The sequence below is a fragment of the Erwinia endophytica genome (assembly GCF_009295515.1).
In the GTDB taxonomy this organism is placed as follows: domain Bacteria; phylum Pseudomonadota; class Gammaproteobacteria; order Enterobacterales; family Enterobacteriaceae; genus Erwinia; species Erwinia endophytica.
This window is the reverse complement of the sequence record NZ_RQVV01000015.1, coordinates 63,732-76,992: the sequence shown is the minus strand read 5'-3', so window position 1 is coordinate 76,992 and position 13,261 is coordinate 63,732. Positions and strand designations below refer to the sequence as shown.

At 51.3% G+C, this 13,261-nt stretch carries 13 protein-coding genes; 8 read left to right on the top strand and 5 right to left on the bottom strand.

Annotated elements, in window-relative coordinates; all coding sequences use genetic code 11:
- Positions 1 to 136: 136 nt before the first annotated feature.
- Positions 137 to 946: a sugar-phosphatase gene (gene yidA, locus EH228_RS05660; protein WP_152320707.1), complete on the bottom strand. Its 810-nt coding sequence runs from the start codon at positions 944 to 946 to the stop codon at positions 137 to 139.
- A 234-nt stretch (positions 947 to 1,180) separates the two neighbouring features.
- On the opposite strand from yidA, the gene EH228_RS05655 reads away from it, so the two are divergent.
- Positions 1,181 to 1,774, top strand: coding sequence for a response regulator transcription factor (locus EH228_RS05655; RefSeq protein WP_152320706.1), 594 nt, complete (start codon positions 1,181 to 1,183; stop codon positions 1,772 to 1,774).
- A gap of 70 nt (positions 1,775 to 1,844) precedes the next feature.
- Here EH228_RS05655 and gyrB read toward each other — a convergent pair whose 3' ends face one another.
- From gyrB to dnaA, 4 genes are all read right to left on the bottom strand, one after another.
- On the bottom strand, positions 1,845 to 4,253 hold the full coding sequence (gene gyrB, locus EH228_RS05650; RefSeq protein WP_152320705.1) for a DNA topoisomerase (ATP-hydrolyzing) subunit B: 2,409 nt from the start codon (positions 4,251 to 4,253) through the stop codon (positions 1,845 to 1,847).
- A gap of 17 nt (positions 4,254 to 4,270) precedes the next feature.
- Positions 4,271 to 5,356, bottom strand: a complete 1,086-nt coding sequence (recF, locus tag EH228_RS05645; RefSeq protein ID WP_152320704.1) for a DNA replication/repair protein RecF — start codon at positions 5,354 to 5,356, stop codon at positions 4,271 to 4,273.
- Positions 5,357 to 5,437: 81 nt separating this feature from the next.
- Positions 5,438 to 6,538 carry a DNA polymerase III subunit beta gene (gene dnaN / locus EH228_RS05640; RefSeq protein ID WP_152320703.1) on the bottom strand — a complete coding sequence of 367 codons (1,101 nt, stop codon included), beginning with the start codon at positions 6,536 to 6,538 and terminating at the stop codon, positions 5,438 to 5,440.
- A 4-nt stretch (positions 6,539 to 6,542) separates the two neighbouring features.
- Positions 6,543 to 7,934 (bottom strand): chromosomal replication initiator protein DnaA, encoded by a 1,392-nt coding sequence (gene dnaA / locus EH228_RS05635; protein ID WP_152320702.1) that lies wholly within the window; start codon positions 7,932 to 7,934, stop codon positions 6,543 to 6,545.
- 602 nt (positions 7,935 to 8,536) lie between these two features.
- Here dnaA and rpmH point away from each other — a divergent pair.
- The 7 genes from rpmH to EH228_RS05600 all read left to right on the top strand — a co-directional run bounded on the left by rpmH (position 8,537) and on the right by EH228_RS05600 (position 13,213).
- Positions 8,537 to 8,677 (top strand): 50S ribosomal protein L34, encoded by a 141-nt coding sequence (rpmH, locus tag EH228_RS05630; RefSeq protein ID WP_003849659.1) that lies wholly within the window; start codon positions 8,537 to 8,539, stop codon positions 8,675 to 8,677.
- 17 nt (positions 8,678 to 8,694) lie between these two features.
- Entirely contained in the window at positions 8,695 to 9,054 is a 360-nt protein-coding gene (rnpA, locus tag EH228_RS05625; protein WP_152320701.1) for a ribonuclease P protein component, read from the top strand.
- The gene (gene yidD, locus EH228_RS05620) at positions 9,018 to 9,275 is read left to right on the top strand and encodes a membrane protein insertion efficiency factor YidD (RefSeq protein ID WP_152320700.1); all 258 of its coding nucleotides are present in this window, start codon (positions 9,018 to 9,020) and stop codon (positions 9,273 to 9,275) included. Before rnpA ends, yidD begins: the two co-directional genes overlap by 37 nt.
- A gap of 2 nt (positions 9,276 to 9,277) precedes the next feature.
- On the top strand, positions 9,278 to 10,924 hold the full coding sequence (gene yidC / locus EH228_RS05615) for a membrane protein insertase YidC (protein WP_152320699.1): 1,647 nt from the start codon (positions 9,278 to 9,280) through the stop codon (positions 10,922 to 10,924).
- Positions 10,925 to 11,031: 107 nt separating this feature from the next.
- Positions 11,032 to 12,396: a tRNA uridine-5-carboxymethylaminomethyl(34) synthesis GTPase MnmE gene (mnmE, locus tag EH228_RS05610; protein ID WP_152320698.1), complete on the top strand. Its 1,365-nt coding sequence runs from the start codon at positions 11,032 to 11,034 to the stop codon at positions 12,394 to 12,396.
- Between the two features lie 226 nt (positions 12,397 to 12,622).
- Positions 12,623 to 12,940 (top strand): hypothetical protein, encoded by a 318-nt coding sequence (locus EH228_RS05605; RefSeq protein WP_152320697.1) that lies wholly within the window; start codon positions 12,623 to 12,625, stop codon positions 12,938 to 12,940.
- Positions 12,941 to 12,982: 42 nt separating this feature from the next.
- Positions 12,983 to 13,213 (top strand): hypothetical protein, encoded by a 231-nt coding sequence (locus EH228_RS05600; protein WP_152320696.1) that lies wholly within the window; start codon positions 12,983 to 12,985, stop codon positions 13,211 to 13,213.
- Positions 13,214 to 13,261: the final 48 nt, after the last annotated feature.

Genomic DNA, 13,261 nt, shown 5'->3' with positions numbered 1-13,261 from the left:
TCACGATAAACCGCCCTATTATCCATCGCCAGTTGCAACATAGCGTGAGAGAAAAGCCAGCGGGTTCTGAGCGACGATCGCACATCAACCTGGTTGGCTGCCAACGGGCAAAAAACGTCCAGAACTGGCCTGGTGCTTACAGCACAAACGTCTCAATAGCGTGTGCGACACCGTCTTCCATATTGGTTTTGGTAATAAACTGCGCAATCGCTTTGACTGATTCAATACCATTGCCCATCGCCACGCCCGTACCGGCAAATTCCAGCATCGCCAGGTCATTTTCCTGGTCGCCAATCGCCATCACTTCCTCACGCGACAGACCCAGACGGTTAACCAACGCTTTGACGCCCGCCCCCTTGTTGACCTGTTTGCTCAGAATCTCCAGATAATAAGGCGAGCTTTTCATGATGGTATAACGATCGCTGGCTTCTTGCGGGATACGTTTAATGGCTTCATCAAGTTTCTCCGGGGTATCGATCATCATCACTTTCGGGAAAGTGGCGGACTTATCCATCTCTTCCACCGCACGATAGCGCAGAGGAATACCGGTCAGCCAGGACTCATGAACGGTGAATTCGCTGATGTCTTTGTTGGGGGTAAACAGCAGAGATTTGGTCAGCGCCTGAAAATGGACGCCCAACTTACGCGCCAGCTTTTCAACGTACAGATAATCATCATAATTCAGGGTGACTTCTGCTACGCAGTCGCCCGTATCCGCCTGCTGAACTAACGCGCCATTGTTGGTAATGCAGTACTGACCTTCCAGCTGTAAGTCCAGCTCCACCAGGTAACGCTGCACGCCGATAAACGGACGTCCGGTGGCCAGCACTATCGCTACGCCTTTGTCGCGGGCCGCCTGAATCGCCTGCTTCACCCGCGGCGTCACCTGGTGCTGTGGATTTAACAACGTGCCATCCATATCAATCGCAATCAGTTTTATCGCCATAACATCCTCGTCAGTACTCAGTTTCTTCCATGCTAGCGCGATTTAGTTAAAGGACAAAATTTCGCTATAAATAGTGGTATTGATCACGTATATGGGCGTATAGTAACGGGGGTTATTATATTTCCCGAAATCATCTGACAGCACCAGGAAGGTGTGGCAGGATCATCCACCGGGGTATTTCAGGATAATGATTCCAGCCAGTATCAGTAGCGGCAACATTCATGGAGGAATAATATGAACATTCTTATCGAAAGCAAAGACAGCTTTTTTATCACCGGTACGATTAACTTGATTAATCAGGCATGGCTACCCAGTTTTAATCATCATCCTGTTTTCCTGATCGGTGATGAAAGTCGATCGTTACTCACACCTGATATCATCATTGCCGATATTTGTACCAACGGATGGGCGTCCTGCAGAACATCCCGGCACCATGTAAAAAAACCGTCTGTAAATTGCCGCCATGTTTCGCTGACGATGACATCTGGGGAGGGGAACAATTTTCAGCGGCATCAGCTACGGCTGGAAAAACAGCAGGCTGCGGCAGAGTTACAGCAGTTTTTCAACCGTGGAAACCCGACCTGTACCCCTCCTTTCTCAGCAGGAACACCCTGGAAAAGTCACGCGCAGGACGTCATACTCAGCAAGCAACAGGCAATGGTGGTGCAATACACCCGCGAGGGGCTATCGTTAACCGATATCTCTCGTCTGACCAGCCTGAGTGTTAAAACCATCAGTACCCATAAGCGGGCAATTATGCGCAAGTTAGGGATGAAAAATAACAGCGAGTTTTATCAATACACCCTGACAGGCATAATCCAGCGCTAAACGCAGAAGGCAGAAAGAGAAAGGCAGATCCAACGATCTGCCTTTCTGCGTGGAGAAGAGAAAACCTGTGTCAGATATCGATATTCGCCGCTTTCAGGGCGTTTTCTTCGATAAATGCACGGCGAGGCTCAACCGCATCCCCCATCAGGGTTGTAAACAGCTGATCGGCTGCAATAGCGTCTTTTACTGTAACGCGTAACATGCGGCGGCTATCCGGATCCATGGTGGTTTCCCATAACTGATCTGGATTCATCTCACCCAGCCCCTTATAACGCTGTACCGACAGGCCACGACGAGACTCTTTCACCAGCCAGTCCACCGCCTGCTCGAAAGAGTCAATTGGCTGCCGGCGCTCGCCGCGCTCAATAAAGGCGTCTTCCTCGAGCAGGCCGCGCAGTTTCTCGCCCAGCGTACAGATCTTACGATATTCCCCACCCATCACGAACTCGCTGTCCAGCGGATAATCGGTATCCACGCCATGCGTTTTGATACGTACCACTGGCTCGAAAATGTGTAGTTCACGGTTTTCACGCACCAGCCCCGAGTAAGAACTACCATGCTGCTCATTTTCGTTCAGTAAGGTGACCAGACCATCAATCCAACTCTGCACCGGCGCTTGCACCGCCATATCGCTGAGTGTTGGGTGATAGATCAACGCATTCAGCAAAGCGACCGGATAACGACGCTCCATACGTTTGATCATTTTACGGGTGCTGTTAAATTCCGCCACCAGGGTTTCCAATGGTTCGCCGCCCAGCGCAGGCGCTTCGGCGTTGGTGTGCAACGTCGCACCATCCAGCGCAATGGAAATCTGATACTGATCCATCGCATCATCGTCTTTGATGTACTGCTCTTGCTTGCCTTTTTTCACTTTGTACAACGGCGGCTGAGCGATATAGACGTGACCACGTTCGATAATTTCCGGCATCTGACGGTAGAAGAAAGTCAGCAACAGAGTACGGATGTGTGAACCATCGACGTCCGCATCAGTCATGATGATGATACTGTGGTAACGCAACTTATCCGGGTTATATTCGTCGCGACCAATACCGCAGCCCAGCGCGGTGATCAATGTAGCCACTTCCTGCGAGGCAAGCATCTTGTCGAAACGCGCCTTCTCCACGTTAAGGATTTTCCCTTTCAGCGGCAGAATGGCCTGATTTTTACGGTTACGCCCTTGCTTGGCTGATCCCCCCGCAGAGTCACCCTCCACCAGGTAGATTTCAGACAACGCGGGATCACGCTCCTGGCAATCTGCCAGTTTGCCCGGCAGACCCGCCAGGTCCAGCGCACCTTTACGGCGGGTCATTTCACGCGCACGGCGGGCCGCTTCACGGGCACGGGCCGCATCGATAATTTTCCCGACCACAATCTTCGCATCGCCTGGATTTTCCAGCAGGTACTCTGCCAGCAACTCATTCATCTGCTGCTCAACCGCAGATTTAACTTCGGAAGAAACCAGCTTGTCTTTGGTCTGCGAAGAGAATTTAGGGTCGGGCACTTTCACCGACACAACCGCGATCAAACCTTCACGCGCATCATCACCGGTCGCGCTGACCTTGGCTTTTTTACTGTAGCCTTCTTTATCCATGTAGGCGTTCAGAGTACGGGTCATCGCGGCACGGAAACCAGCCAGGTGAGTACCACCATCACGCTGAGGGATATTGTTGGTGAAGCAGTAAATGTTTTCCTGGAAACCGTCGTTCCACTGCAACGCCACTTCCACGCCGATGCCGTCTTTCTCGGTAGAGAAGTAAAAAACGTTAGGATGAATCGGGGTTTTGTTGCGGTTCAGATACTCAACAAACGCCTTGATCCCCCCTTCATAGTGGTAGTGATCTTGCTTACCGTCACGCTTATCTTCCAGCCTAATCGAGACTCCGGAATTCAGGAACGACAGTTCACGCAAGCGCTTGGCCAGAATTTCATACTCGAAATCGGTGACGTTGGTAAACGTTTCATGGCTTGGCCAGAAGCGCACGCGCGTTCCAGTCAGATCTGTTTCACCAGTGACGCTTAACGGAGACTGGGGCACGCCGTGAACGTAGATCTGATGATGAACTTTGCCTTCGCGACGAATGGTCAGCTCCAGTTTTTCTGACAAAGCGTTAACCACCGAGACTCCTACGCCATGCAGACCACCGGATACTTTATACGAGTTATCATCAAACTTCCCGCCAGCATGCAGCACGGTCATGATCACTTCCGCCGCGGAAATCCCTTCTTCTTCATGGATACCCGTCGGAATACCCCGGCCATCATCCTGCACAGATACCGAGTTATCTGCATGAATAGTAACTAAAATTTCTTTGCAGTGACCCGCAAGCGCTTCGTCGATAGCGTTATCCACGACCTCGAATACCATATGATGCAGACCAGTACCGTCATCCGTATCGCCGATATACATACCCGGGCGCTTGCGTACCGCATCCAGCCCTTTTAGAACTTTGATACTTGAGGAGTCATAAGAATTCGACATCAACGTTTCTCGCTCGTTTAATCTTCAGGTTGAACGGCTATTTTACCCTGTTCTACGTGGAACATCTTGCCCTTTTCGTCAGCCATGTCGAACACGTGCTCGGCACCGATAGCGCTGACAAAAACCTGGGCATGAGTGGCTTTCAGGCGATCAGCCAGCAGTCGGCGACGCGTTTCATCCAGCTCAGAGGCAAAATCATCTATCAGATACAGGCAGCGTCGCCCGTTCTGTCGGGTAAGAAATTCACCCTGCGCCAGTCTCAGGGCGCACATCAACAGCTTTAACTGGCCGCGTGACAGTAAATCTTCTACCGGAGTGCCATCGGCACGAATACGAAAATCAGCCTTGTGCGGGCCGCTGGCGGTATAAGTCAGCATTCTGTCACGCTCAAACTGGCGCTCCAGTTGCTCGCTATACTCCGTCTCTTTGTCCCACCCTCGCTGGAAAGAGAAGCTCAGCTCAAACTCCGGTAAGAACAGCGCGCAAGTGGCAATGATATCCTCAGCGATCGCCTCACTGTAGGCAGCCCGCCATGCGCTTATCTGTTCGGCCAGAGGCGCCAGCTCCTGATCCCATGCACGAATCTGCTGATAACGTGAGACCTGACGTAATGCCGCATTGCGCTGCTTAAGCAGACGCCGGAGATTACCCCAGGCGGTGAAAAACCCCGGTTCATTATGGAAACATCCCCAGTCGATATAGGCTCGGCGATATTTTGGACCGCCGTTCAGCAGGGTAAACCCTTCCGGCGTGATCAACTGCATCGGCAACATCTGGGCCAGTTCCGCGACTTTATGGCTGTCGCTACCGTCAATGCGTACCTTGCTGTCCCCGGCACGATTTTTGGTCAAACCCACCGAGACTTCCCGTTCTGCACCTTCAATACGGCCATGCAACACAAAGGCATCTTGATCGTGACGGATAACCCTTCCCACCATCAAACTGCGGAAAGCGCGGCCATGCCCCAGGGTATAGATGGCCTCAAGCACACTGGTTTTTCCGCTGCCGTTTGCCCCGACCAGAAAGTTAAAACCGGGGGCCAGAACCAGATCCGCATTTTCAATATTGCGAAAGTCTTTGATAAGCAGGCGGGTTAAAGCCATAAGTGAAATCATTCCACGAACAGTGAATCAGATAAAACGGCACGTGTTTTTACACCAGGCCAGAACGTTAACGACGCTTTACTACAGGCGCATTGGCATAACGACATAGGCAGCCGACTGGCTGGCTGCGTCTTCTATCTGCACACTGGAGACCGAGTCCGTCAGTAGTAACCGGACATTCTCACACTTCAGCGCGTTCAACACATCCAACACATAACTGACGTTAAAACCGATTTCCAGATCAGTGCCAGCATACGTCACGTCCAGTATCTCTTCCGCTTCTTCCTGTTCCGGGTTGTTAGCGGTAATTTTTAGCTGATTTTCACTGATATAGAGACGAACACCGCGGAATTTCTCATTGGATAGAATCGCAGCCCGGGCAAACGCCTGCTTTAACAGATCACAACCTGCATCCAACATTTTGTCCGGATTTTTTGGTAATACACGGCGATAATCAGGAAAACGACCATCAACCAGTTTCGAGGTGAAGATAAAATCGCCAACATGCGCACGAATATTGTTGCTGCCGATCTGTACCTGTAGTGGCGTATCACCGCCATCCAACAGGCGCACCAACTCAATCACACCCTTACGCGGTACAATAACCGAATGATTCGGCAGTGACTGCCCCACGGGCATTGAGCACACGGCCAGACGGTGACCATCTGTCGCCACGGTACGCAACTCTTCCCCTTCGGTTTCAAACAACATGCCGTTAAGGTAATAACGCACGTCCTGATGGGCCATTGAGAACTGTGTCGCTTCAATCAAGCGCTTCATGGTCGCTTGCGGCAACGTGAATTCCACTTCACTCTGCCAGTCGTCCAGGTTTGGGAAATCGCTGGCCGGCAGTGTGGAAAGCGAAAAACGGCTGCGACCGGAGCGCACCAGCATTCTCTCGCCTTCCAGAATCACCGTAATCTCAGCCCCTTCCGGCAAGCCTCGACAAATATCAAAAAATTTGCGGGCCGGCACGGTGGTAGCGCCCGGTTCATGCTCCTGCGTCAGCGCCACGCGGGCGACCATTTCCATTTCTAAATCGGTCCCGGTCAACAGCAGGCTGCCTTCGTTAACCTGTAACAGCAGATTGCCGAGGATCGGTAATGTCGGGCGACCACCCAGAGGGCTACTGACCTGCTGTAACGGTTTGAGTAAATGCTCGCGTTCTACAATAAATTTCATAGCGTCAGGAAGATAATGTTCTGATTAAATTTGAGAAATCTTCTTTAATATCGTGACTTTCTTCACGCAACTGCTCGATTTTACGACAGGCATGAAGCACCGTGGTATGGTCACGACCCCCGAAAGCATCACCGATTTCCGGCAAACTGTGGTTGGTCAGCTCCTTAGCCAGCGCCATCGCCATCTGTCGCGGACGGGCCACGGAACGAGAACGGCGCTTGGAGAGCAAATCAGCCACTTTGATCTTATAGTACTCGGCAACCGTCTTTTGGATATTGTCGATGGTCACCAGCTTTTCCTGCAACGCCAGCAGATCGCGCAGCGCTTCACGCACAAAATCAATGGTGATTGCCCGGCCTGTAAAATTGGCATTGGCGATGACACGATTCAGCGCACCTTCGAGCTCACGCACGTTGGAGCGCAGACGCTTGGCGATAAAGAACGCCACTTCGCCCGGCAGACGGATGTCATTTTCATCGGCTTTCTTCATCAGAATGGCGACGCGGGTTTCCAGTTCCGGCGGTTCGATAGCCACCGTCAATCCCCAACCAAAGCGCGATTTAAGACGATCCTCAACGCCGTTGATCTCTTTTGGATAACGATCCGAGGTCAGAATGATCTGCTGATTACCTTCCAGTAACGCATTGAACGTGTGAAAAAACTCTTCCTGGGATCGTTCCTTATTGGCAAAGAACTGAATGTCATCGATAAGCAAGGCGTCCACCGAGCGGTAATAACGCTTAAATTCCTCAATGGCATTGTTCTGCAGCGCCTTGACCATGTCCTGCACAAAACGTTCTGAGTGCATATACACCACTTTGGCGTTCGGCTTACGTGCCATAATGCCGTTCCCTACCGCATGCAACAAGTGGGTTTTACCCAGCCCTGTGCCGCCGTAAAGAAACAAAGGGTTATAAGCGCCGCCAGGATTATCCGCGACCTGACGTGCAGCGGCGCGAGCCAGTTGGTTCGACTTACCTTCAACAAAGTTGTCAAAGTTGTGCTTCGTGTTGACGTTCGAACGGTAAGAAAGCTCCGCCGGAGCTGGCATACTATCCCAACTGGGACGCGCAGGCGCCGGACGCGTGCCGGACGCCGGAGTATTGGCGTTGACACTGGCCATTACCGGCTGACTGATCTGTCGGGTAACCGGTTTGCTGCCTACCTCAAAACGCAATAAAGGCGCATCGACCCCACAGAAATCATTTAGCAAGCCGTTAATATTGTTCAGATATTTATCACGGACCCAATCGAGCACAAAGCGATTTGGTGCATACAAGGCCAGCGTATTGTCGTTCAATTCAGCCTGTAATGGACGTATCCACATGCTAAATTCTGTGGCAGGTAATTCATCCTGCAAACGGGCAAGACACTGTTGCCAAAGCGTAAGTGACACGGCGGACTCCACTCGAAAAAATTCGATAAGAAAAAAGACGCTGAAGCGATAAATTCATCATTGTTGACGCATGCAGATAACGCACATACGAACCGCTGTCCACGGTTTTTCCGCCGCTGATTGACCCAGAGGATCGCTAACGGAAGGGCGGATCATAGCGCAAAGCGCAGCAGAGATCTCCACTTTCTAGCCAATTTTGATCCAATTTATCCACAGGCCAAAGACAGCGAGGATAGTTTACGCCATCGCGCTGACATAGATATTCAGGATCGTCTGCATTCGGTGAAATTTTGAGCTAACATCACGTTGTGAGCGCAAAATCTATGCAACAGGATCGCCAGAAGATCCACCGTGATCCTTGCGCTTTAATGCAGACCCCGTATAATTCCCGCCCCGGCGTGTTGCGCTCTGGCCCGTACCGGCTGGTTTTGCGGTCGAACGGGACATTCAGGCGCGGCTTTAAACGCGAAGTAAATTGACTCCGGGTTGTACAATTATTACAATCCCGCCTCTTTATTAAAGATACACTGAGGCGTCGGTCAGTTTTCGGACCATCAAACGCGTCACCCAGTGAAATTTTCCAAGTTTAGGTAGAAATCGCCATGAAACGCACTTTTCAACCGTCCGTACTGAAGCGTAACCGTTCACACGGTTTCCGTGCTCGTATGGCAACAAAAAATGGTCGTCAGGTTCTGGCACGTCGTCGTGCTAAAGGCCGTTCACGTCTGACCGTTTCTAAGTAATAAAAGCTAGCCGCTGAGTGGTTAAGCTCGCATTTCCCAGGGAGTTACGCTTGTTAACTCCCGCTCATTTCACTTTCGTCTTCCAGCAGCCGCAAAGAGCCGGTACGCCGCAAATCACCATTCTCGGCCGCCTGAACTCGCTGGGGCATCCCCGTATCGGTCTTACCGTAGCCAAAAAGAATGTTAGACGTGCGCATGAACGTAACCGGATCAAGCGATTGACCCGCGAAAGTTTCCGCCTGCGTCAACATAAGCTTCCCGCTATGGACTTTGTGGTGGTCGCGAAAAAAGGGGTGGCCGACCTGGATAATCGTGCGCTGACGGAAGCGTTGGAGAAAATATGGCGTCGTCATTGTCGCCTGGCTCGCGGTTCCTGATTGGGCTGATTCGCGTTTACCAACGCGCCATCAGCCCACTCCTGGGACCCCACTGCCGCTTTCATCCAACCTGTTCGCAATACAGTATTGAGGCGTTGCACAGGTTTGGCATGATAAAAGGCGGTTGGTTGACGATGAAACGCGTATTAAAATGCCATCCTTTGAACCCAGGTGGCGACGATCCGGTACCGCCAAAAACCAACGATAACAGAGAACATTAACGATGGATTCGCAACGCAATCTTTTTCTCATCGCTTTTCTGTTCGTGTCTTTTATGATCTGGCAAGCCTGGCAAACGGACCATGCTCCGCAGCCACAGCAAACCCAGACCACGCAAAACACGACCAGCGCCGCCGGTGATGTAGCCAACCAGGGCGTACCTGCCAGCGGTCAGGGTAAAACGATCACCGTCAAGACAGATGTACTGTCTTTACAGATCAACACCCGCGGTGGCGATATTGAGCAGGCACAGTTGCTGGCTCACCCGGATAAACTGGGTTCCGAACAACCTTTCCAACTGCTGGAAACCACATCAGACTTTTTATATCAGGCACAGAGCGGTCTGACGGGACGCAACGGTCCGGATAATCCAGCCAATGGCGCCCGTCCTTTGTTTACCACCACTCAGGATACCTTTAAGCTGGCGGACGGTCAGAGCGAACTGCGTATCCCCCTGACTTATACGGCGGAAAACGGCGCAACCTACACCAAGACGTTTATCCTGAAACGCGGTGAATATGCAATTACCGTGGATTATCTGGTCAACAACACCACCCAGCAACCACTGGAAGTGGCAATGTTTGGTCAGCTGAAGCAGACGGCCGATCTACCTAAGCATCGTGATACCAGCAGCAATAATTTTGCGTTGCACACTTTCCGTGGTGCGGCTTACTCCAGCAGTGAGAGTAACTACGAGAAGTACAAATTCGACAAAATCAGCGATAACGACAACCTGAATGTCACGACCAATAATGGCTGGGTCGCCATGCTCCAGCAGTATTTTGCTACCGCATGGATTCCACATACTAACGGTACCAACACGCTGTATACCAATAACCTGGGTAACGGTATTGTGGCTATCGGCTACAAATCCAGCCCGGTATCTGTCGCGCCAGGCTCTCAGCAGAATCTGTCTGCCACACTGTGGGTCGGCCCGGAAATTCAGGATAAGATGGCAGCCATTGCACCTCATCTTGACCTGACCGTGGATTACGGCTGGCTGTGGTTTATCTCTCAGCCGCTGTTTAAGCTGTTGAAATTCATCCACAGCTTTATCGGTAACTGGGGCTTCTCCATCATCATCATCACCTTTATCGTGCGTGGCATCATGTACCCGCTGACCAAAGCGCAGTACACCTCCATGGCGAAAATGCGCATGTTACAGCCAAAGATTCAGGCCATGCGTGAGCGTCTGGGTGATGATAAACAGCGGATGAGCCAGGAAATGATGGCGCTGTACAAGGCTGAAAAAGTGAACCCATTGGGGGGCTGTCTGCCGCTGGTTATCCAGATGCCGATCTTCCTGGCCCTTTACTACATGCTGATGGGATCTGTTGAGCTGCGTCATGCGCCGTTTGCCCTGTGGATCCATGATCTTTCTGCGCAAGACCCATACTACATCCTGCCTATCCTGATGGGCATGACGATGTTTTTCATTCAGAAGATGTCGCCAACCACCGTGGCTGACCCGATGCAGCAGAAGCTCATGACCTTCATGCCTGTTATCTTCACGGTGTTCTTCCTGTGGTTCCCGTCTGGTCTGGTGCTGTATTACATCGTCAGTAACCTGGTTACCATCATCCAGCAGCAGCTCATTTATCGCGGCCTGGAAAAACGTGGTTTACACAGCCGCGACAAGAAGAAAGCTTAATCGGCATTAAATGGCAGCCCGTGTCACTGTGGCGTGCAATTTGACGGGTATATATTAAGGCGTTCATTTGACCGCCTTAATTTTTTGCCTTAACAAGAGGGTTGAATATGAATCATAGCGAGACCATCGTCGCCCAGGCGACCCCGCCAGGACGAGGCGGGGTCGGCATTCTACGGGTATCCGGTCCGCAAGCCGCTGAAGTGGCTCAGGCCGTGCTGGGCAAACTCCCCAAACCCCGCTACGCCGATTATTTACCCTTTTGTGATGCGGACAACAACGTACTGGATCAAGGGATCGCGCTGTGGTTCCCCGGCCCACACTCTTTTACCGGCGAAGATGTGCTGGAGCTACAAGGGCATGGCGGCCCGGTAATCCTCGACCTGCTGCTCAAACGCATTGTGGCTATTCCAGGTGTACGGATCGCCCGCCCGGGTGAATTCTCCGAACGAGCTTTTCTGAACGATAAGCTGGATTTGGCCCAGGCAGAAGCGATTGCCGACTTGATTGATGCCAGTTCCGAGCAGGCAGCCCGTTCAGCGCTGAACTCCCTACAGGGGGCTTTTTCACTGCGAATAAACACTCTGGTGGAAGCACTCACTAACTTGCGAATCTATGTGGAAGCAGCGATTGACTTTCCAGATGAGGAGATCGACTTCCTGTCGGACGGCAAAATTGAAGCCCAACTGAACCAGGTGATCGCTGATCTCGACGCTGTCCGTGCTGAAGCTCGCCAGGGCAGCCTGCTGCGTGAAGGGATGAAAGTCGTGATCGCCGGTCGTCCCAATGCCGGTAAATCCAGTCTGCTGAATGCACTGGCTGGGCGTGAAGCCGCCATCGTGACGGATATCGCTGGCACCACGCGTGACGTGTTGCGTGAGCATATCCATATCGACGGCATGCCACTGCATATCATCGATACCGCCGGGCTACGGGAAGCCAGTGACGAAGTCGAACGAATGGGTATTGAGCGCGCATGGCGCGAGATTGAGCAGGCTGACCGGGTGTTGTTTATGGTCGATGGCACCACCACTGATGCCACCGAACCCACCGCCATCTGGCCAGACTTTATCGCTCGTCTTCCCGCGGCACTACCGATAACGGTGGTGCGTAATAAAGCGGATGTGACGGGGGAAATGCTGGGCCTGACAGAAGTGGGGGGCCACTCACTGATCCGTCTGTCCGCTCGTACCGGTGCAGGTATTGAGCTACTACGCAGTCATCTCAAAGCGAGCATGGGCTATGTCAGTAACATGGAAGGCGGCTTTCTTGCCCGTCGCCGTCATCTGCAGGCTTTAGAGTTGGCATTCACTCACTTAATCCAGGGTAAAGATCAGTTACTGGATGCCCAGGCTGGCGAACTGCTGGCGGAAGAACTGCGTGCCGCACAGCAAAGTCTGAGCGAAATAACGGGTGAATTCACCTCTGACGACTTGCTGGGCCGTATCTTTTCAAGTTTCTGTATTGGCAAGTGACCCCGACTTCTAACACTCCTTTCCCTCTCAAAGCGCCTTCCTAAGACACAAAACACTAACATAACACAACAACATAAAAACAGAGATTAACATCTACTTATAGTTAATGGTTATAGTAATAAAAATAAAAAATAATGGACTGTTTACTATTTAAAAGAATGTGTACAAACCCTAGTATTCCTACCGCTATTGGAGTGTATTTAGTCTGTTCTTTGAGGAGGTAATCATGAGAGAATTAACGTTTGTAGAAATTGAGCACGTTTCCGGAGCAGGGTTCTTCTCTTCTATCGGTGCGGCATTTATTGGCGCGATAGCAGGTATCACTGAATTTGGTTTGAAGTGGGCTATGAGTGGGGGTAGTACTGGCGGTATTCTTGGTGCCGGTATTATTGCTGGCGGTGTCGGCCTGATTGTCGGTGCGGTTGTTGGTCTTATTGATGGCGCACTTTATGGCTTAATTAATGACTGGGATACCACGGTCGCATGGTTTAATGAAATCGTCGAAAATAATCTTGATCCTACTGCCGCTGTTGTCACCGCATAATAGAATTATATTATTACGGCACAGCAAGTACAGGGAATAACAATGCGTGAATTAAAAACATCAGAAATTAAATCTGTTAGTGGTGGTTCACTAACTACGTTGATTATGGATTTTTTTAAAGACTTAACAAGCAGCAGCTCATCAAGTAACGCTGACTGGGTGCGTCCGGATGATATTCCGGAAGCAACGCCTGTTAGCGGTGAAGTTTTCGGAATAGGCCTTGTTTCGGTGTTAGCTGTAGCAACTGTTGCACTGAGTACTCTTTTCGCTTAATTCCGTGCAGAATTACAGAGAATAACCCTGGATGGTTTGTTTTCTGTG

Bases quoted from the DNA above. Each gene is read 5' to 3' on its own strand.
- yidA (WP_152320707.1), bottom strand. From the start codon at position 946: ATGGCGATAAAACTGATTGCGATTGATATGGATGGCACGTTGTTAAAT.
- EH228_RS05655 (WP_152320706.1), top strand. From the start codon at position 1,181: ATGAACATTCTTATCGAAAGCAAAGACAGCTTTTTTATCACCGGTACG.
- gyrB (WP_152320705.1), bottom strand. From the start codon at position 4,253: ATGTCGAATTCTTATGACTCCTCAAGTATCAAAGTTCTAAAAGGGCTG.
- recF (WP_152320704.1), bottom strand. From the start codon at position 5,356: ATGGCTTTAACCCGCCTGCTTATCAAAGACTTTCGCAATATTGAAAAT.
- dnaN (WP_152320703.1), bottom strand. From the start codon at position 6,538: ATGAAATTTATTGTAGAACGCGAGCATTTACTCAAACCGTTACAGCAG.
- rpmH (WP_003849659.1), top strand. From the start codon at position 8,537: ATGAAACGCACTTTTCAACCGTCCGTACTGAAGCGTAACCGTTCACAC.
- yidD (WP_152320700.1), top strand. From the start codon at position 9,018: ATGGCGTCGTCATTGTCGCCTGGCTCGCGGTTCCTGATTGGGCTGATT.
- yidC (WP_152320699.1), top strand. From the start codon at position 9,278: ATGGATTCGCAACGCAATCTTTTTCTCATCGCTTTTCTGTTCGTGTCT.
- mnmE (WP_152320698.1), top strand. From the start codon at position 11,032: ATGAATCATAGCGAGACCATCGTCGCCCAGGCGACCCCGCCAGGACGA.
- EH228_RS05605 (WP_152320697.1), top strand. From the start codon at position 12,623: ATGAGAGAATTAACGTTTGTAGAAATTGAGCACGTTTCCGGAGCAGGG.
- EH228_RS05600 (WP_152320696.1), top strand. From the start codon at position 12,983: ATGCGTGAATTAAAAACATCAGAAATTAAATCTGTTAGTGGTGGTTCA.